Genomic DNA, 21,568 nt, shown 5'->3' with positions numbered 1-21,568 from the left:
ATGAAATAATGCTAGTTTGTATGTAGATGATATGCTCTAAAATTACTCTAAATCAAGTTGAGAATGCTTCTGTATTAAATAAATAATTGCCAAAATGCTATTTTTCTATTTTTACCATTCTAAATCCAAAGTAGCCATCGTATGCAATTTTATCTTTTTTGTTGTTATATGCAGGTTTAAACTGGTTAGGTCCAGAAGTTAAACTTCCACCTTTCAATACAGCACTATTTGTATTATTAGGCAAAGTACACCATTCCCAAACATTACCTGATGTGTGTTTTAGTCCTGTTGTATTAGCTGGAAATCTAGAATCATCCACATCGCACAGTTTGTTATCTAAGCCTTGTAACCATACAATTTCTTGCAGATTATTTGTGCCACCATAAGTATAAAAAGTACTATCGCTTTTGCCACTGGTTGCTAATTCCCACTCTTTCACATTTGGTAATCGTCCACCAGCCCATTTACAAAATGCTTCTGCGCCATAATAGCTAACAAAGCAGACTGGTTTTTTATCGTAACCAAACTTAACCTCAAACGCATTGCCATTCCATAGAATTCCCTGACTTGCATTTTTACTACCACCCGGAGATAGATTTATCCATTCAGAAGCTTCGGCATTATCTTTTTTAATAGTATTTAAAAATTCTTTAAACTGCGTATTAGTAATTTCATATTTAGATATGTTGAAAGCTCTTATATTTTTGCTCGCATCAATTTTGGAGAAATCAAGAAGTTCTGTAACACAGTTTTCAATACAAATGCCTTGTAAATTAATTACTTGAGCTTGGTTATTATAAACAACATTGGCATTGCCATTTTTGAAATTTTCGGCTGCATCATATTTAAAGTTAATGGTAATGTTGCCTTGTGAATCTATAAAACCCCACTTCCCATTTTTTTGGACTCTCAGTAAACCCTCGGAAAGTATATTTCCAGTAGCTTCATATTTTTTTGCTGCATTTCCGATGAGTTGTTTCTCTTTAAACTCTTCGCAATTATTGAGGCAAGTATTAAATCTATCAATCTGGTAAGACACATTAAATTGCCGAACCCTGGCAGTATCATTTTCAAAATTATCGGCTAAATCAAACTGAAAATCTATAATAAGTTCTCCACTTGTATTGATGTAACCCCACTTTCCATTTTTTCTTACTTTGGCGAGGCCATCGCTAAACCTTCCGGCACCATCGTATATCGGTTCAATTTTTATGTTTTCTTCCTCATCTATAAAGCCATACTTGCCTTTTAGCTCATAAACTGCCAGCCCATCGTGAAACTCAAAAAGCTTTTGTTCTTCTTCTTTTTCTGCCATTTGGGTTTGTATATCTACTTCGTCTTGCTGGTTAATTCTTTCGGCTAGTGAATCTTTAATGTTTAGCAGTTCTCTAATTAATGTTTCATTTCGTTGGAAGGCGGGCTTTCTAAACTCAGAGTTCAGTTTATCTTGCAGAACTTGTAAAGAGTCTAGCCGCTTTTTTTGGAGTTCGAGAGTTTCTTGTCTTTTAATCGCTTCTTCTCTTAGCTCATAAGCAAGTTTCTCATTCTCTTCTGAGGCTACTCTGGCAATTTCTAGTTTGTAGGCAAAGTATCCTGCTGAAATAAGCGAGATAGCCATTACGACAACTAAAACTCTTAACCTGTTAATTCTTTGTTTGTATTTTTTTCTGGAAAGATCAGCCTGTTCTTCACTTTTGTTTATGAGTTTTATTTGCAGTGGAGAAGGAGCCGGAGCCTTTTCTTTTTCGAGTGCATCTTTATACCAATCTAAAGCAGCTATTAGTTCTGTGCCTCTTAGTAAAAAGTCAGTATCAAAATCTTTCTGTTCCCATTCTAGCGCTTTTTGCGAAAGTTGGTTATGATGACGGATGTAGTCTCTATCGACATCTAGTTCTCGAAGCAAATTGCTAAAACATTCTGCATAGCGATTGCTTAAAAACTCAAAGTTTACTTCGGTATATTGCACATCATGATCTACAATAAGATTAAGATCACAATCTCTATATTTCACTATTATTATTCTTTTACCGAGTGCATGGGCATACTCTAGCTCGTCGCGGCAATAAGGTGACTGAATGGCAAAAGGAGAAGCTATGAGCAAATAATTGTCTGATGATTCAATGGCTTTAAAGGTTTCCTCCTGATAGTCAACTCCATTAGGAATATAGTTTTGCTCCATCCATGTTACTCTACCATTTATTTGTAAATCGTTGTTTAACCTACGTGCAAAATCGCTATCGTTACGCGCATACGATATGTAAATTTCACTTTGAAGATGGGCAGAACTACTCTCACAAGTATCGAGAAATTCTTTGTGTAGTTCTATAGGAGGATGTTTTAGATTTGTTTGCCCTTCGAGACACCAAGAGCGGGCATTTTGATATTGATACCCTTTAATTAAGATAGCGATATTTTCGTTTTGCCTTTTCCAGTGTAAAGCCTGAACTAGTAAGTATTTATGCTGTTCGTAATAATGTTGATTTTTGTAAAGCTCTATTAGAAGTTGGTTAAAAGCTTTTTTAAACACATCTGTGTAAAATTTAACTTTGATTGGCTCACTAAAATCAATATAAGAAAGAAACTGAAAGTTTTGAGTAAGTATTTGTGTGTCTGCTCTTTTAACAATTAAAGGTATTATTCTTTTGTTAAGCGTTTTTGCATAGTTTAATTCAAAATTACACCTGTCTGAGATAAGAGATTCAGGAGAAATAAGATATAGAAAGTTATCTGCTTGTTCAATTGCATTTTTTATTACTTTTCTAATTTTATCATTATCCTCAACAAGGTCTTCATTTCTTATCCAAATAGTAAAGCTGTTTTTCATCAGCTCATTACCGATTAGCACAGCAATATCATAATCTGCAGGTTCATTACAGATGAATACTTCCGTCATGCCGAGTTTGGCATATTTCTCACTCTCACATATAAATTCAGATTGCAGTGCTACAGCATCACAAGGGGGGATATCATTGTCGAAAGTAGTTTTTAGCCAAGCTTCTGCCTCAATGCGATCTTCTTCCATCAAAAGAGATTCGGACCTTTTTTGATTTCTGCTCCAAAACAAAGCTTTATTAAGTAGATGTGTATGCATACTCACATATTCAGCATGCTGATCGAGCGTATCTAGCAGCCCCAATAATGAGTTGTGAAAATTGTCTAGGCCTTCTCTAAAGAAAATCCAGTTGAGTTTTTTAATTTCAGGATGCGCCTTTGTGAGGGTAAAGGTATCTGGCTCTTCAAACAAAACCGGAATAATTCTTTTTCCCTGCTTAAGTGCATGTTTTATTTCAATTAAGCAGTATTCTGATAGAATTGATTCTGGTGAGATTATAAAGATAAAGTTATGAGATAGGTTAATTCCGCTTTCAATTTCGTGGAGAAAGTCAACTGCCAGTGGTATGTTTTCCTGATCAAACCATACCTCAAGGTCTTCTTCCATTAGGTGATGATAAAGCTTTTTAGCGAAATCAAGGTTTTGTCTGGAATAGGAAATAAATACATCATTTATCTTGAAAGACCTATCGGGCATCTATCTCAAAAAGTTTTAAAGGCACTATATTAATGCCCTAGTATCGGTTAGGTAAAAAAAATATTTATAAAAACGGATTTATAGGCTATCTAATATCTGAATATAATGCTATTTAAAATAAAATTATTTGTTGATACACAGATATTTAACTTCTTTTTAATTGATTTAGACTGTTTGCATATAATAAGGCAATATGCTAAACAGCATTAAAAAATACTATCAAAATCTAATAAAATTTGAGCTTAAATTTGAAAACTTTTATAAGATTTGAAGTCTGAAAAATTTAGGTTCTTAAAATAATAAAACAGAAAAAAATGATTAGATTTGTTATGCATGCATAATATTAATGTTATTGCTACATAAGATAACTTAATTTAAAAGTTTCTAACCAACACATAAATATGAATTTTGAATTTACCGAAGAACAACTAGCGGTAAGAGATGCTGCTAGAGAGTTCGCACAAAAAGAGTTATTACCAGGAGTAATCGAGAGAGACAACGAGCAGCGATTTCCTATGGAACAAGTGAAAATGATGGGAGAGTTAGGTTTCTTAGGAATGATGGTAGACCCTAAATATGGCGGAGGAGGAATGGATACGGTTTCATATGTACTGGCGATGGAAGAAATCTCTAAGATTGATGCATCTGCCTCAGTTTGTATGTCGGTTAATAATTCTCTGGTTTGTTGGGGTATTGAGAAATATGGCACTGAAGCGCAGAAACAAAAATATCTGACCAAATTAGCAAGTGGAGAGATTTGGGGAGCATTTTGCCTTTCGGAGCCAGAAGCCGGAAGCGATGCTACATCGCAAAGAACTACTGCTGAAGATAAAGGCGACCATTATCTTTTAAATGGAAATAAAAACTGGATAACCAATGGTTCTACAGCTTCTGTTTATTTGGTTTTTGCGCAAACAGACAGAGAGAAGAAACACAAAGGGATTAACTGTTTAATAGTTGAGAAAGACCAAGACGGATTTGTAGTTGGCAAGAAAGAAGATAAACTGGGGATAAGAGGTTCTGATACACATTCTTTAGGTTTTACAGATGTAATTGTTCCAAAAGAAAATAGACTTGGTACAGAAGGAGAAGGATTTACAATAGCCATGAAAACGCTAAATGGAGGAAGAATTGGTATCGCCTCGCAAGCTTTGGGTATTGCTTCTGGAGCTTATGAACTTGCAATTAATTACTCTAAAGAGCGAAAGGCATTTGGTAAAGAAATAAGCCAGCATCAAGGAATTGCATTTAAATTGGCTGAAATGGCAACAAAGATTGAGGCTTCTAGGCTACTATGTTTACAAGCAGCTCAGCTAAAAGATAAAAAGAAGGATTTCTCTTTACAAAGTGCCATGGCAAAACTTTATGCATCTGAAACAGCAATGTATACAACTATTGAGGCTGTACAGATTCATGGTGGATATGGTTTTGTTAAAGAATACCATGTTGAGAGACTGATGAGAGATGCTAAGATTACCCAAATTTATGAGGGTACCTCAGAAATACAGAAAATAGTGATTTCCAGAGCTTTGCTTAAGGAATAATTAATAATTATAAATAAAATCTTAGAACCTGTTACTCATTTTGTGACAGTTTTTTTTTAAATTTAATCTTAGATAAATTTACTTAAACTCTATTTGTAATCCGGATTTAGTAGAATGAAAGGAATGCACGTAAAAGATGAATCTTTGTATATCTTGGAGCAAATAACAGATCTATTAAATTTGATTAATAATGATCAATATGTTAAAGTTACAGAGAGTTTAACTGGAAACTATATTGGTAGGCACATTCAGCACGTGATTGAGTTTTATGATGTTTTTGTAAACTGCTATTATACTGGCACAGTAGATTACTATTCTAAAAAACACGATAAAAGTATTGGCAAAGATCGGGAGAGAGCTATTGAGAAAGTTCACCTAATAAAAGAAGGGATAAAAGAAATTACTTCTGATTTTGCTATTACCATGTGTATGACGCATCCGGTTTTTGGATTTAAAAGAGATTTTGTGCCTTCAAGTGTTAAGAGAGAGTTGAGATTTAATTTAGAACATGCAATTAATCATCTTTTAATCATTAAAAGGGCAATAAAAGCCTCTTTTCCGGAAATTGAATTGCCAGATAATTTTGGTGACTTAAAGAAAATGGACGTTTCTAATATTTCATCAGCCTAGACGAGTTTGGTCTCCAAGTCTATAATGATCTTATCTTTAATCACAATCTCAGATTTTAACCTGCCAATTTCATTTTCTAGATGAGATTTCTCTTGTTCTAAAACAGCAATAGTTTCTTTTTTAACTCTTTCTTTTTCAAAGTTAGTTAAAGCCTCGTCCAAGATACTTTTTAAATCGTCTTTATCCCATGGTTTGGTTATATACCTGTAAACTCTACCTGAGTTGATAGCTGCAATAATTGCTTGTACATCGCTAAAGCCAGTAAGTATCATTCTCACAGCATCAGGATAGTCAGGTAATATTTTGGTAAGAAACTCCACGCCACTCATCTTAGGCATGCGTTGGTCTGTTACAATCAGATGAATCTCGTTTTCAGTAAGAATATCAATACCTTCTTCGACAGTTACCGCTATAAACACATTGTAGTGTCTTCGGAATGCTGTTTTAAAAATTCTCAGATTGCTTTCTTCGTCATCAACATAAAGCACATTGTATTTTTTCTCTTCCATCGAAGTTGTGTTAAAAGCTATATTTCTTTACTGAAAATGTAAACGAATGTAAATATAAATATTACTATAATGCAATATTTTTTGATAAAATGGCCAATTTGCTTTGGCAAAATACAAATAAAGAGAGATTGCACTATAGCAACCTCTCTTCTATAATTAATTATTGTTATATCAATAAATTAGCCCTGGCAAGAAATGCAATCAGGATCGTCCAATGAACAGGCATTACCTTGTTTTATTGCTTCAATCTGCTGTTGTTCAGTAGTTAAAACTTTGGTGTTCACTGGTTCGGTTTCAGCAGTGTCGGGCTTTTTCAATTTTTCAGTATCAACAGTAAACTTAATAGCATCTCTAGCAGCTTTAGTTCTAAGGTAATACATACCTGTTTTTAACCCTTTTTTCCAAGCATAAAAATGCATGGATGTGAGTTTTCCGAAGCTGGTGTCTTGCATAAAGATATTTAAACTCTGACTCTGGCAAATAAAAGCACCTCTATCCGCAGCCATATCTATAATGTTCTTTTGGCTAATTTCCCAAGTAGTTTTATACAGGTCTTTAATACTTTGAGGTACATCTAGTTCTTGCACAGATCCATTAGCAGCGATGAGTGCATTTTTCATTTCATCGTTCCAATAGCCTTGCTCTACTAAATCGCGAAGTAGGTGTTTGTTTACAATAATAAATTCACCAGAAAGCACTCTTCTTGTGTATATATTTGAAGTGTATGGTTCGAAACACTCATTATTGCCAAGTATCTGAGATGTAGAAGCGGTTGGCATTGGTGCTAATAGCAAAGAGTTACGAACACCATGTTTTTTTACTTCTTGTTTAAGCGATGTCCAATCCCATCTGTAAGAAGGATTTACACCCCACATATCAAACTGGAATATTCCTTTTGAAACCGGTGAACCTGCGATTGATGTATAAGCTCCATCTTTAATGGCAAGGTCTTTTGAAGCCGTCATGGCAGCAAAATACATGGTTTCGAATATATCTTTATTTAACTGTTTGGCTTCAATGGAATCGAAAGGTAATTTCAGCATTAAAAATGCATCAGCCAAACCTTGTACACCCAAACCTATAGGTCTGTGTTTCTTATTTGAATTTTCTGCTTCAGGTACAGGGTAGAAGTTTCTGTCGATTATCTTATTCAGGTTTTTAGTAACTACATAAGTTACCTCAAAAAGCTTTTGATGGTCGAACTGATCATCAATCACGAATCTAGGTAGAGACAAAGAGGCGAGGTTACAAACAGCTACTTCGTCTTTAGAAGTAAACTCCATAATCTCAGTACAAAGATTACTAGATTTGATGGTGCCTAGGTTTTTCTGATTAGATTTCTTGTTAGCTGCATCCTTATACAACATGTATGGTGTACCTGTTTCTGTTTGTGCTTCTAGTATGGCAAACCATAGATCTTGTGCTTTCACCACCTTTCTTGCTCTACCTTCTCTCTCGTATTTTGCATATAGTTTTTCAAACTCATCGCCAAAAGAGTCATACAAGCCTGGGGCTTCATTCGGATCAAATAAAGACCAGTCTTCGTTTTGTTCTACTCTCTTCATAAAAAGGTCTGGAGTCCATAAAGCGTAGAACAAGTCACGCGCTCTTAGTTCTTCTTTGCCATGGTTTTTCTTTAAATCGAGAAATTCGAAAATATCTGAATGCCAAGGTTCTAAATAAATAGCAAATGCACCTTTGCGTTTTCCTCCTCCTTGATCTACATAGCGAGCAGTATCATTAAAAACCCTGAGCATTGGAATTATCCCATTAGAATTGCCATTGGTTCCTTTTATATATGAACCAGTTGCTCTTACATTATGAATGCTTAGACCTATGCCTCCGGCAGATTGTGATATTAATGCACATTGCTTTAATGTATCATAGATTCCACCAATACTGTCGTCTTTCATGGTTAGCAGAAAACATGAAGAAAGTTGAGGTTTTGGTGTAGCTGCATTAAATAGGGTAGGAGTGGCATGGATAAACCATTTTTCAGACATTAAGTTGTAAGTCTCAATGGCAGCTTCAATATCATCCATATGAATGCCAACAGCTACACGCATGAGCATATGTTGAGGGCGTTCTACAACTTTGCCATTTACTTTAAGCAAATAAGATCGCTCTAAGGTTTTAAACCCGAAATAATCAAAATTATAGTCTCGATTGTATATGATTGACTCATCGAGTTTTGCCGCATTTTTCCTAATTACTTCATAAGCTTCTTTGGAGATCATAGGGGCATTTTCTCCATTTGCTGGATCTATATAGGTGTAAAGTCTTTTCATGGTGTTTGAAAAAGACTTACTGGTAACTTTATGTAAATTAGAAATTGCAATTCTAGCAGCCAGTTGTGCATAGTCTGGATGGGTAGTAGCCAAAGTTGCAGCGGTTTCTGCAGCAAGGTTGTCTAACTCTATAGTAGTTACCCCATCATACAACCCATTAATTACCTTTTTTGCTATTTCTATAGGACTGATATACCGTTGGTCTAGGCTGTAACATAGCTTTTCAATTCTGGCGGTAATCTTGTCAAATTTTACGCTTTCTCTGCGTCCGTCTCTTTTAATTACATACATTTCTGCTAACCGTTAAAAGGATGATGAATTTGAAATTAAAAATATCTGGCCTGTTCAGCCTCAATGTTAGTATGAGTTAAAGCTGTTAATCATTAAAAATTCATGAAAAATGGAATCGTTATGTAGCCCTTGATTTCTTTTCTTTAGATTGTTCTATAGACTCTGCTATAGCGCTCGTTATTTCTTCAATAGTTGCATCTTCTGAAAACTGAAGTGGCTTTTTAAATTTTACTTGCAGTGTTGAACCTCGTTTTTTAAAGAATAATCCTTTTTTGTCGAATGCTCTTCTGAAACCGTCAATCACGATAGGCACTACAATCGGGTTGTAGTGTTTTATAATGTTGGCAGTTCCTTTTCTTATTGGAGCATATGGACTTGTAGTACCCTGTGGAAAGTTTACAACCCAGCCATGATCTAATGCTTTTTTAATTTTTTCGGGTGCACTTCTATCAGCACCTCTACTTACATTTTGACCTTTGGCTCTCCATGATCTTCTAACTGTAACTGCTCCAGCGTAAGAGAATATCTTTGGTATTAACCCACTCTCTTTCATGGTTTCTTCTGCTGCTACATAGTAAGTATTTACTCTCGGGATAAGCATATAAAGAGGAATGCCTATGGTATTTCTAAACTTCCACTTTACACTACAAAAAATATGATAGAGTGCAATTACATCTGCATAGTAAGTCTGATGATTGGATATAAATAATACATTTTTGCTGGGTAAATCGCTCAGATATTCTGTGCCTTCTACCTTTAGTTTATTTACAATATTTATTCGGCCATATGTGAATGTTGCCAGTACCCCAATTAATATTCTTTTAAAGATGAGAATATTACCAAAAGGGTCTTTCTTAATGATTTTAACTTTTAGATTACCTTTCTTAATCTTTGGAATTTTATGGAGCTTCACCTTAGTCTGTTTTGTAAAAAAAACAAGTAGGAAAATACACTTATTCCTAATTGAATGTACTTAAAATAAAAAAAATAAACTGTAGTTCATAAAGTTTTTGCATTTAAGAGCATAGCTTATTTTATTCTGTTTAGAAATCTTCGTCTAAAGAAAACTTCTTTCCGTCATTAGTATCTTTTGGTGTATTTACCCCAGCTTTTTGATATTCAGAAACTCTCTTTTCAAAGAAGTTGGTTTTACCTTGTAGTGAAATCATTTCCATAAAATCGAATGGATTGCTAGAATTATAGTGCTTCTGGCAACCCAAAGAAACGAGTAGTCTGTCTGCTACAAACTCAATGTATTGGTTCATGAGTTCTGCATTCATGCCAATTAGTTTTACTGGAAGGGCATCGGTTACAAATTCTTGTTCGATTGTAACAGCATCTGTAATGATTTCTAAAATACGTTCTTCTGATAATTTGTTTTTTAGATACTTGGCGTAAAGTAGGCAGGCAAAATCGCAGTGCATTCCTTCGTCTCGAGAAATCAATTCATTAGAAAAACTTAAACCCGGCATTAATCCTCTTTTCTTTAACCAAAAGATAGAGCAAAAACTACCTGAAAAAAAGATACCTTCTACTGCAGCAAAAGCAATGAGTCTTTCAGCGAAACTATCACTTTCAATCCACTTTAAAGCCCAGCTACCTTTCTTACCCACACATGGAACAGTTTCAAGTGCATTAAACAACTTGTCTTTTTCTGCCGAATCTTTAATATATGTATCAATTAATAAGGAGTAAGTTTCTGAATGGATGTTTTCCATCATCACTTGGAAGCCATAAAAGCATTTAGCTTCGGGTATCTGAACCTCAGCCATAAAATTGATAACAAGATTTTCATTTACTATACCATCGCTTGCAGCAAAAAAAGCAAGCACGTGAGAAATGAAATGGCGTTCTCCATCATTTAATTTTTCCCAATCGCTTAAATCTTGTTGAAGATCAATTTCTTCGGCAGTCCAGAAACTAGCTTCAGACTGTTTGTACATTTCCCAAATATCGTTGTGTTTGATCGGGAATAATACAAATCGGTTTTTTACTTCTTGTAAAAGTGGTTCATCAGTAACTGATGCTCTCATAGCTCAAAATACGGGTTAACAGTTTCCTTAAAAAAATACATAGTTGAATAAGTTTACATAAAATAGAAACCCATTCCATATAATAGACATGTAGTGCCCTACTGTTTACCTGTAAATAAAATCAGAATTGTTCTTGAGGTTAATAGTAATGAATCTGGTAAAAAATGATTCTAGTTGAGTTTGTTTGTGTTTTTCTTTCTAAGCAAGCATTACAAATATAGAAAGGCGTTTTAAAATTCAAAATCAGTCATAACCGTTCAAAAACGCTTAAAAATGTCATAATAAAGCTATTTATTCTTGATTATTAGCAGGTTAGGGAAATGCTTCTAATGAATTAATTGAAACAAAAAAAAGTTTAAAATAGCGCAATTAATCTTTCATATTGTTGCTTTAGAGGCATTTTTAGAAAAGCTAAAAAAAAACATTTAAATTTATGCTCGAAAATATAGCAGAAAGATTGTGATTATTTACGTATTCTTATATTTTTGCAACCTCAAAAAATAAAATTTGAAAAGATGTACGCAATAGTAGAAATAGCCGGGCAACAATTTAAAGTAGAGAAAGACAAATTTATCTATACTCACAGACTAGGTGATGATGAAGGTGCAGATGTTGAGTTTGGCAATGTATTGTTAGTAGATAATGGTGATAGCATAGATGTAGGAGCTCCTAGCGTTGCTGGTGCAACAATAAAAGGTAAAGTATTAGAACACGTTCAAGGTGATAAAGTAATCGTTTTCAAAAAGAAGAGAAGAAAAGGTTACAAGAAAAAGAACGGACATAGACAACAATTTACAAAAGTTTTAATCGAAGATATTCAAATTTAAAATCTCATGGCACACAAGAAAGGAGCGGGTAGCTCACGAAACGGAAGAGAGTCGGAAAGTAAACGACTTGGCGTTAAGGTATTCGGTGGCCAATCTGTAAAGGCCGGAAATATCATTGTTAGACAAAGAGGTACTAAACACCACCTAGGCCAAAACGTTGGCATAGGTAAGGACCATACTATCTTTTCATTAGTAGATGGTACTGTAGCTTTCAAGAAAGGATTTAAGAAAAGATCTTATGTATCAGTTATTCCTGCTGGTGCAACTGCTGAATAATTTAAATTAGGTATTCAGAGAATTTCTTTTTGTAAAACCCTGCTGGTAATTCAAATTACGGGCAGGGTTTTATTTTCGGGAAATTTTAAGTGATCTGATTGTTTTTAAGGAAACCTCTCGCGCTCACTTATACTGAATATACTTTAGTTTAAACTTTCTAAAACATTAAAATCTGCGTTTATTCAAAGATTTTGAGAAGCATTAAAAGTTAATAGTTGTGAACAGGTACAATAAAGAATTGCTGTTTTAATTACGTCTGTTGCTTGTTAAAAAGTACAATATAACAATTTCTTGTACCAAAAAAATTACATCATTATTTGAGATAAAAAAATGATGTATTCTGTTAAATGAGCTAACGCATTCATTTTATTTTGTTGTTGTTGCAACTATTGCTAAAAGTAGTATATTTTAATAGTGAGTGAGGGTGGAAGTTAGCAAAAATGCTACCATAAAATTTTTAGAAAAAAAAGTTAAAAATCTCATTGATGAGGTAAGTAGCTGATAATCAATTAATTGCCAAGCTGTATTGCTTTATTTAAACCTTTGGTTATCAGTTAGTTATTAAAAAGTTAACCTTGCTAAAAATTAAAATTTGGACCAAAATCGATTTTTATTCTATCGATTTTTTTAGCAGATTTGCATTCACCTGAAAGATAAAATCAGACAAGATTTCCGACGATCTTCTAAGCAAAACAAAAAAATTAAATGTCTTTTTTGTTGATGAACTTACATTGCAAAATTTAAAGATTTTGTATGATTATTCATTTCACTACAAAATTTTAAAAATGTGTTGAATCAGATGGTTAAGAATTGTCAGGCGATTTGGAAAAACTGCCTAGAGATAATTAAGGAGGAGGTTCCGGAGCAAAGCTTTAAAACTTGGTTTGCTCCTATTAAACCAGTCAAACTTCAGGATAATGTACTTACAATAGAAGTACCTACTCCATTCTTTTACGAATGGTTGGAGGAACACTATGTATATATACTTAAGAGAGCTATAGATGCTGAGTTAGGACCTTCAGGCAAGCTGGAATATTCCATAGTAGTAGATAAAGGAGATGCAAACCATCAACCATTTACACTTAATGTAAGAAACAGTAAACCTGCTGGAAATAAACCAGTGATCAGTACACATCAAAGTGGAGGAGCACAAAATAATCCATTTCCGCCAAGTCCAAATTCTGGTGGAAATGCAAATAGTAGCTCTTCTGGTAATTATACAAGTGGAGCTAATAAGATAAAGCCTATTAGCAGCCCTTTTGAGTTGCCTGATACTGATCCTGCTCAGTTTGACACCCAACTTAATCCCGTATATACTTTCGATAATTATATCGAAGGTGATTGTAACAGATTAGCTCGATCTGCAGGTATGGCTATTGCTAAAAAGCCCGGTTTTACGGCTTTTAACCCATTAGTTGTATATGGCGGAGTTGGTTTAGGTAAAACACACTTAACTCAAGCTATAGGCAATGAGATTAAGGCTAACTTCCCTGAAAAGCTGGTTTTGTATGTAACATCAGATCAGTTTACAACGCAGTTTATCGAAGCACTTAAAAACAATAATGTTCAGAATTTTACTAATTTCTATCTAAAGGTAGATGTTCTTATTATAGACGATATTCAGTTTTTAGCAGGAAAAGAAAAAACTCAAGAAAACTTCTTCCACATATTCAATAGATTGCACCAGAGCGGTAGGCAAATTATTATGACCTCAGATTGTCCTCCAAGAAGCTTACAGGGCCTTCAGGAGCGTTTATTGTCGAGGTTTAAATGGGGATTAACTGCAGATATTCAAATTCCAGATTATGAGACAAGAGTTGCCATTGTGCAAACTAAAATGTCTAACGAAGGAGTAGAAGTACCTAATGAAGTAATTGATTATCTAGCAAGAAATGTAGATTCTAATATTAGAGAGCTAGAAGGTGTATTAATTTCTTTGATTGCCAATGCATCTTTTATGAGAAAAGATATTGATTTAGAGTTGGCGAAAACCACGCTTCTGAACATATTTAGAACTACAGAAAAAGAAATTACTATTGAATTTATACAACAGGTAGTTGCCGATTACTTTAAGCTATCTGTAGAGGAACTGAAATCAAAAACTAGAAAAAAAGATATTGCTAGTGCCAGACAGATTGCCATGTATTTTTCTCAGCAATATACAGATATGCCGCTAAAAATGATTGGTGATAGATTTGGAGGTAGAGACCACAGTACTGTAGTACATGCAAGCAAAACAGTTATTAAGAAAAATGATAACGATGCGATCTACAGAAAAATAATTAATGAATTAACAGAAATGATGCAGGTAGGTAAATAAGGGCGAATTTATTATTAGGTATTGAAAAAAAATATTGTATAACAAGACTCACAACGGCATTTCCTTAAAGAATATACTGAGTTAAAGAAAAGCAGTTCTAAACAGAACTGCTTTTTTATTTGTTTTCAACTTTCCGAGACATTTGGATTTAGAGAAGGCATTACTAAATTGCTTTCATTAAAAAATATAGCTTATGAAGCACATCTTGTATCAGTTTATTTTTCTAGTATTCATTATAGAATCTGTAACAGCACAGGATAGCACATCATACATCCCCCAGCAAATTGATTCAGTTAAAAACGGACCATGGCTTGTATATGACGACCAAGGAAGTTTGTTGCTAGAAACCAATTATGTAGATGATAAGGTAAATGGTGCCTGGAAAGAATATACAAATGGGCAACTGGTACTATCTGCAAATTTTGTTGATGGTGTGGAAGAAGGACCTTGGTTGGAGTTTTATCCAGATGGCACTAAAATGATTGAAGGGAATTATAAAAATGGGAAAATTCATGGTGCGTGGAAAACCTATTTCGAAAATGGAGAGGTAGAAAGTGTAGTAAATTATGTGGGAGGTGTTGAAAACGGCTTGTCATACTATTATCATCCAAATGGGCAACTTGAATCATCAGTATTTTACTTAGTTGGCAAAGAAGAAGGACCTTACGAAGAGTATTATTCTGATGGAAAAGTAGCTGTAAAAGGTAGGTATTACGATAGCTTGCCAGATAGCATGTGGGTACAATACCATCCTAATGGTAACTTAGAAACACAGGCGTTTTATTTAACCGGAAATCTCAATGGAGAAGTGTCTTATTATTACGAAAATGGCCAATTGCAGCAAAAAGAGTTTTGGCAAGATTCACTTCTTTTGGATGTTGGAGATTACTTTCTCGAAAATGGTAAGAAGCTAAAGGGCGGAAATATAAAAAAAGGGAATGGTACTCGCTTGCTTTACTATGAAGATGGCATATTAGAAAGTGAAATAGAATTGCTGAATGGAAAAGCGGAAGGTATATCTACATTATATGATCGTTTAGGAGTAAAAGAAGCAGAAGTAAACTTTAAAAATGGCAAAGAGCACGGCACTTATTTCGATTTTAGACCAGATGGAAGTATTGAAGCCAAAGGGATTTTTGTGAATGGTATACAGGAAGGTCCCTACTTTGAATTTGGAGAAGACACCAGTACTGTTTTAGTACAAGGATTTTATAAAAATAATGAGCCAGATAGCATTTGGGCATTTTATAACGAAGAGTCTTATCTTACAGAATTAGGCTTCTTTGATGAGGGAGTTCGCAATGATGCCTGGGAAGAATATGACGAGTATGGCAACCTTTCGGCAGAAGGGAATTATTATTTTGGCGAAAAAGACAGCATTTGGAAGGAATATTATCCTTCTGGGCAGTTGTATGCTATAGGTGAGTATGTGGATGGACAAAAACATGGTGTTTGGCAGTTTTTTCAAGAAGATGCGACTATCTCGGCATTGGTTACTTATTTAGCTGGAATAGAAAATGGAGTAAAAAAACTTTTTGATACAGATGCTGTTGGAAATGTGTATAAGGAAGAAGAAGGTTTAATGAATCGGGGAAAAGAAGAGGGGAGTTGGAAAACTTATCATCCATCAGGTGAAATTGAGAGTATTGGAGCCTATATAAATGGAAACGAAGATGGCGAGTGGCAATATTTCCATGCGGATGGAACGGAGATGGAAACAGAAACTTGGGATAACGGACAGCTTTTAAAAGTAAGCATGTTTGTAGATGTAAAAGGGAAGCAGCATAGCGCTGGTAATCTAAATGCAGGAAACGGATTAAGAATATCTTATTTCCCTAATGGAGAGAGACAGTCTGAAGGTGATTATGTAAATGGATTGCCACAAGGTTTATGGAAGTACTATCATGACAATAAGAAAGATGCGGGTGAGGGAATATTTAAAGAAGGCTTAAAAGAAGGGGCATGGAAATATTATCATACAAATGGTAAATTAGATGCATCTGGTGAATATCTGCATGATGAGATGGTTGGAGAATGGAAATTCTTTAATGAAAAGGGGAAATACTCGCATAGCGAAGATTTTGGGGAATATCTAGGTGAAATTGATAATTTAAAAGAAGAGAATTAAATATAGAATGTTTTAACTTTATATCTTGTAATCTGGCAAACTGAAACTAACAATCAACAATGAGAAAGCGACTATCACAAATTTTTAGCATCAATCCGGATGAGACTTGGTTTGTGCAGTCCTTCTTTTTCCATCATATGTTTCAGGGCTTTGGTTTAGCCGTTTTCTTTACAACAGCCACAGTTATATTTCTTGCTAGATTTTCAACTCAAAATCTACCGTTAGTCTACGTATTGTCTTCTGCCTTTATGCTTTTAGGCGGGCAACTATATTCTAACCTTCAGCAATATATCTCGCTCGAAAGGTTAATGCAAGGTATCGTATTGCTCATTGCTGTTTCGGTAATAGTCTTTCTGGGTGGAGTAGGAGATTACGATTACATATGGTATGTGTTTTTGCTGGTGATTGGTTATCGGGTTATATACCTTTTTTCAAGTTTCGAGTCTTGGGCACTAGCAACTATATTGTTTCAATCTCGATCTACACAGCAGAGTTTAGGTTGGCTTACTATCGGTGATCTTCCCGGAATGATTATCGGGTATTTTTCAGTGCCTATTTTATTAAGTTGGAGTAGTGCACAGGATTTAATGTTATTCTCGGCATTATCATTTGTAGCCTCTTGGTTTTTTCTTAGAAGAATAATTAAGAAAGATGCCTACAAGCAAATTTATGAAGAGAATAAAGAAAGCCGTATTGAAGTACTAAAGACAGGCCCAGCAGTTACTAGATTTTTAAGTAACAGATCAATTATTGAATTATCCATTCTTACAATAATTGTAATAATACTCACCATTTGGTTAGACTTTGCATTGCTAAGTAACTTACAAGAGTATTTTTATACAGAGAAATCACTTGCATGGATTATCGGAATTTTATTCGGCCTCATTAGTGTATTATCATTTGTGGCTAAAATGATTTTTTCCAGAAGAGTAATAAGTGAGATAGGTATAAAAAGATCATTGTTTGTGTTGCCACTTATTATGTTGGTTTTAGGTGTGGCGCTTTTTGTTCCAGAATGGCTACCATTCTATAGTACATACAACTTCTTACCTCATCTAATTTTCATGACGCTGATTTTTACATCACTGCGTTATGCACTGCACCGACCAGTGTTTTATACCTTACTTCAGCCTTTGGTAGCTAGGTTTAAATTTCAGGGTTATAATTTGATGAAGGGTGTAGTTGAACCATTGGCAGTTGGTTTAGCAGGTGGATTTCTATTTTTATTTCGTGATGTAGATTCAATTATAGACGATAACCAAATTACTTGGCTAATAAATGGTACAATTGCTTTATGGATCATCAACATTATTATTTATAACCGAAGTTATCTGGGTATTCTTAAAACAGCAGTAGATGTTAGAACCATAAAAGGCTCTGAACTGGTAATACAGGATAAGAAAATTCTCGAAGTACTTGAAACCAAGTTAGAAACTGGTAAGTCTGAAGAGGTGATCTATTCAATAGAGTTTTTGCAAAAGTTTGATATAGATAACCTGTATCAAAAACTGCATTCTATTATCAAGCATCCATCCGACGAAGTTAAGATTCATGCGATCAATAAGATTGAAGAGCTAGAACTAAAAGACTTTGAAGAGGATATGTTGGATATTATCGAAAACGATGATTCTGCCAATGTAAGGGCAGCAGCTATTAGAGCAGCTTGTTCGCTGAATCATGGTTTGGTAAGTCGCTTTAAAGATTTAGAACTAAGTAATGATGAGGCCATCTGTAGGGCAACTTTGTTTTGCATGTATCAATATGGTACAGAAGAGGAAAAAACACGTGCTGAGGCTGCTATAAGAAAGTTCTCAATGTCTGATAGTGAGTCCGAAAATATATTGTCTATCCATATTATTGGAGAGTTAAAAGATCAAAGCTTTTCACCAATCATTCAAAAGTTTCTACAACATCAAACTTGTGAGGTTACTAAAAGTGCCATTGAAGCAGCAGGAAAGTTAACCGATGAAACTTTTATTCCGATCTTGTTGGAGATGGTGGAAAAAAACAACTTCCATAACGAAGCTCTAAGAACACTGGCAATGTATAAAGAAGCTGTATTGCCATATTTAAAAGAAGCTTTTGGTGAAGCAAGCAGTTCAAAAGGGGTATATTTTATTAGGTTATGCAGGCTGTGTGGAAAAATTGGAGGGTCTGAAGCATTTGAGATTTTGTGGTGGGTAACTACCTATGATTGGATCGAGCTACAGTCTGAAGCTTATACCGCATTGCAGTCTGCTGGTTATGATGCTGTAAGTCACGATCATGTTTTTTATGTGTCTGATAGAATGGAAGTGCTGTTTAAAAGAGTTTTTTGGCTCTACACAGCATTAGAGATAATTATAGGCAAAGCAGGTTTTGAGTTATTAAAAGAAGCTTTAGAAAAAGAGCTTTCTTTAAGGGTAAAACACGCCAAAATGCTGGTGTCGTTTCTATTTACCAAAGACCACGAAAAATACAAAATGATTATGGGAGCTATGGCTTCTATAGAGAAACATGAGAAATTAAAATCTTATGAAGTACTCAATAAAATGCTGCCTAATTCAACTGTAGAAAAGATTTCTATTTTGTTTGATAACTCTGTACTCAACAATAAAATCATCAGGTTTTCTAGGTTTTACAACCATAATCTACTCGATGAAATTACAGTAGTTTTAATGATTTTATTGGGGACTAAAAGAGGTAGTAATTTTACTCGTTGGACACAAGCAACCGCATTATATACTTTATCTGGCTACTTTTATCCTAGTTTGCTCAAAGCTTTTAATCCCTATTTAACTGGAGATGATAAGCTCCTAAAACAGGCGGCTGTACATACCGTAAAGCAGTTTTGTCAAGATAGATTATTTACCTACGAAGAAATTTTTGCCGATGTGATGCCACCCGAACACATCACAAATGTAATTACTTATATGAAAGATCAAGATGAATCATTACTCGAAATTGAAAAAATAATCATTTTAAAGAGTACCAGTATTTTTTCTGAAACACCAGAAAGTGTGCTTTCTGATATTGCTTCAATTTTAAAAGAAGTGAGTATTTCTGAAGGTGATGAAATATTTAAAAAAGGCGATCCGGGTGATTGTATGTACATTATTTACGAAGGACAGGTAAAAATTCACATCGGAAATTACTTGCTCAATACTTTGATAAATAGGGACTTTTTTGGCGATTTAGGTTTATTAGACTCTAATCCACGTTCGGCTTCTGCCACAGCAGAAAAGGATACCTTACTCTTAAGACTAGACCAAGATGCTTTTTATGATTTAATGTCGCAAAGGCCAGAAGTTGCTCAGGGTATTTTACAAGTATTGTGTAATCGTATTAGAACTCAAGATGCCTTGATTACAGATATGCGTAAGAAATTTAAAGACGAAATTACGATTGGTAGTACCTTCAATTAAAATAAAAAAGCTCTGACTTAACAGAGCTTTTAATGTTCTTTTCTTTATTTGAGATTTACTGTATAAGGCCAACCAGTAAATTGTTTGGCTCCGGTTTTTGTAACATCTACATTTCTCGGCCAACATTCAAAAGTTACAGTCTTATCTTTTTTATTAAACCTTATTAGTCCATAACCAGCACCATTAGAATCTCCATCCGGATTGGCATAAGCATAAACAGAAATCTTGTTGTGGAAACCATCTAAAAAGTTTCCAGACCAAGGTAGCTCGTTAGTGAGTGGTTTGGTGTTTTTAAGTTCTTCTTCAGTTGGCCACCACCAACGGCTATAATAGTTATTTACACTCGCAGGAACTACAAATGCCCAAGGGCCATCTTCAAACTCTTCTATACCGTGTTTAATAATTGTTGCCAAATGTTGATCGCCACCAATATGTACCGCATTGGCTTCTCTAATTAATTCTAAAGCTTTATTTCTGCCTTTTTGTGGCCATCCGTTAGAATCTAAATCTGCAAACAATCGGTTGTCTTTACTGCCATGTAAATGTGCTCCACCGCAAAAACCAGTTTGTGAGAGAACAACCTTCATCGAGACATCTTCTTGTTGCCCAGCCCAATCTTTTAGGAAAAGCAATTGCCTGTCTCCCAATAATTTTAATCCATCAACATCAATAGTTGCTGGGTCGTAATTCGGATTGTTTATATGATCGGGTCTTGGACCTTGCTGAGGTATCTTTCCTTCTGGACCAGACTTAAATTTTCTATCTTCTATAATGGCAAAATCAACTCCTCCTAAAACATAATTGGTATAATATACACCAATGCCCTGTTTAACCGGAGTTGGATCGTAAGGGTCCGGCAAGTTTGAGGTTTGTGCCCTTTCTGCCATTTTTACATATTCGTGATGATAATAATAGCCACCATCTGAGCCAGTAGGTTTGTTAGAAATTTTACCACTTTCGCCCCATAGGTTAGGGTGACCCACATCATGGTCGTCAGGGATGGAAATACAAGGTCTGTTTCTAAAGGTTTCTTTAAACTGCAAGCCAAATTTTAACCAAGCAGCAGTATGTTCTGTGTGATCGTACGACTGATCACCAGCAAAAAACATTAGGTCGGGATTTTGGTAATTGATATTGCTTACATAATTCTCTCTCATGCCTCTATCCTGATTGGAATTGCACGAAAGTGCCGCCAATGATATTTCGTCTTTATCAATAGGGTCTTTTCTTATAAGGCCTTCAAAATAAGCTTTTTTGCCATGTCTTATTCTGTAGGAAATGTCTTTGGTGTCGTCCCAGTTTTCTACTCTAAAAACTGCTGCCCAACCTAAGTCTTTTACTTTTTGCTTTTGTATTTCTTTCCAAGAATCACCTTCTTTTATTTCTAGTCTTACTTCTCTAGTTTCATTAGGGTATAAGGGATAAAGCTGAGCCGTAAGTTTTAAAATATTGTTGGCAACTGTATAAAGTCCAAATGCAACTACTTTGTCTCTATCGACTTTTAGATCGATAATTTCTGTGGTTTTTCTATTCCACCAGTCATTGGTAGAAAGTGTATCTACTTTGGTGAATGGTGCTTTTACTGGTACATCTGCAAGGGTGAATTTGTCAAGTTGTTGAACTTTGCAGGAGAAGAGTATTAAAGTTGAAAAAATGATTACAAAGCGAGGTTTCATTTTGTTATGGTTAGTTTCTTTTCATATTAGATTCTTCTAATTTATAATGAAGCGATATGAAATCCACTTTAAAACCTCTAAAATTTAATTATTTTTTGGTATTGTATCTTAGA

At 34.7% G+C, this 21,568-nt stretch carries 13 protein-coding genes; 7 read left to right on the top strand and 6 right to left on the bottom strand.

Translation table 11 applies throughout. The annotated features are described in order from the left end of the window. Nucleotides 1-97: 97 nt before the first annotated feature. Nucleotides 98-3,529, bottom strand: a complete 3,432-nt coding sequence (locus OQ292_RS04105; RefSeq protein ID WP_284684779.1) for a TIR domain-containing protein — start codon at nucleotides 3,527-3,529, stop codon at nucleotides 98-100. Between the two features lie 401 nt (nucleotides 3,530-3,930). Between OQ292_RS04105 and OQ292_RS04100 the strand changes: the two genes are divergently transcribed. Continuing rightward, the gene (locus tag OQ292_RS04100) at nucleotides 3,931-5,073 is read left to right on the top strand and encodes an acyl-CoA dehydrogenase (RefSeq protein ID WP_284684778.1); all 1,143 of its coding nucleotides are present in this window, start codon (nucleotides 3,931-3,933) and stop codon (nucleotides 5,071-5,073) included. Nucleotides 5,074-5,196: 123 nt separating this feature from the next. Continuing rightward, the gene (locus tag OQ292_RS04095; protein ID WP_284684777.1) at nucleotides 5,197-5,703 is read left to right on the top strand and encodes a hypothetical protein; all 507 of its coding nucleotides are present in this window, start codon (nucleotides 5,197-5,199) and stop codon (nucleotides 5,701-5,703) included. On the opposite strand, the gene OQ292_RS04090 is transcribed toward OQ292_RS04095, so the two are convergent. The 4 genes from OQ292_RS04090 to OQ292_RS04075 all read right to left on the bottom strand — a co-directional run bounded on the left by OQ292_RS04090 (nucleotide 5,700) and on the right by OQ292_RS04075 (nucleotide 10,824). Further along, entirely contained in the window at nucleotides 5,700-6,212 is a 513-nt protein-coding gene (locus OQ292_RS04090) for a response regulator (RefSeq protein WP_284684776.1), read from the bottom strand. The two genes, OQ292_RS04095 and OQ292_RS04090, sit on opposite strands and share 4 nt — an antisense overlap. Before the next feature lie 179 nt (nucleotides 6,213-6,391). Next, nucleotides 6,392-8,791 carry a ribonucleoside-diphosphate reductase subunit alpha gene (locus OQ292_RS04085; protein WP_284684775.1) on the bottom strand — a complete coding sequence of 800 codons (2,400 nt, stop codon included), beginning with the start codon at nucleotides 8,789-8,791 and terminating at the stop codon, nucleotides 6,392-6,394. 118 nt (nucleotides 8,792-8,909) lie between these two features. Beyond that, a complete protein-coding gene (locus OQ292_RS04080) occupies nucleotides 8,910-9,704 on the bottom strand; it encodes a lysophospholipid acyltransferase family protein (protein WP_284684774.1) in 795 nt (264 codons plus the stop codon). 130 nt (nucleotides 9,705-9,834) lie between these two features. Further along, nucleotides 9,835-10,824, bottom strand: coding sequence for a ribonucleoside-diphosphate reductase small subunit (locus tag OQ292_RS04075; RefSeq protein ID WP_284684773.1), 990 nt, complete (start codon nucleotides 10,822-10,824; stop codon nucleotides 9,835-9,837). Nucleotides 10,825-11,339: 515 nt separating this feature from the next. On the opposite strand from OQ292_RS04075, the gene rplU reads away from it, so the two are divergent. The 5 genes from rplU to OQ292_RS04050 all read left to right on the top strand — a co-directional run bounded on the left by rplU (nucleotide 11,340) and on the right by OQ292_RS04050 (nucleotide 19,779). Further along, nucleotides 11,340-11,651, top strand: a complete 312-nt coding sequence (gene rplU / locus OQ292_RS04070) for a 50S ribosomal protein L21 (protein ID WP_284684772.1) — start codon at nucleotides 11,340-11,342, stop codon at nucleotides 11,649-11,651. Between the two features lie 6 nt (nucleotides 11,652-11,657). Beyond that, nucleotides 11,658-11,927: a 50S ribosomal protein L27 gene (gene rpmA / locus OQ292_RS04065; protein ID WP_284684771.1), complete on the top strand. Its 270-nt coding sequence runs from the start codon at nucleotides 11,658-11,660 to the stop codon at nucleotides 11,925-11,927. Between the two features lie 799 nt (nucleotides 11,928-12,726). Next, on the top strand, nucleotides 12,727-14,247 hold the full coding sequence (dnaA, locus tag OQ292_RS04060; RefSeq protein ID WP_284684770.1) for a chromosomal replication initiator protein DnaA: 1,521 nt from the start codon (nucleotides 12,727-12,729) through the stop codon (nucleotides 14,245-14,247). 193 nt (nucleotides 14,248-14,440) lie between these two features. After that, a complete protein-coding gene (locus tag OQ292_RS04055; RefSeq protein WP_284684769.1) occupies nucleotides 14,441-16,375 on the top strand; it encodes a toxin-antitoxin system YwqK family antitoxin in 1,935 nt (644 codons plus the stop codon). Nucleotides 16,376-16,434: 59 nt separating this feature from the next. Next, complete coding sequence (locus OQ292_RS04050; protein ID WP_284684768.1) at nucleotides 16,435-19,779, top strand: cyclic nucleotide-binding domain-containing protein; 3,345 nt, start codon at nucleotides 16,435-16,437, stop codon at nucleotides 19,777-19,779. A 44-nt stretch (nucleotides 19,780-19,823) separates the two neighbouring features. Here OQ292_RS04050 and OQ292_RS04045 read toward each other — a convergent pair whose 3' ends face one another. Continuing rightward, complete coding sequence (locus OQ292_RS04045) at nucleotides 19,824-21,455, bottom strand: metallophosphoesterase family protein (protein WP_284684767.1); 1,632 nt, start codon at nucleotides 21,453-21,455, stop codon at nucleotides 19,824-19,826. Between the last annotated feature and the right edge of the window lie 113 nt (nucleotides 21,456-21,568).

The sequence above is a fragment of the Chondrinema litorale genome, from assembly GCF_026250525.1.
In the GTDB taxonomy this organism is placed as follows: Bacteria; Bacteroidota; Bacteroidia; order Cytophagales; family Flammeovirgaceae; genus Chondrinema; species Chondrinema litorale.
Note: the sequence above shows the minus strand (reverse complement) of the source record. Positions and strands in the feature narration are given on the sequence as shown.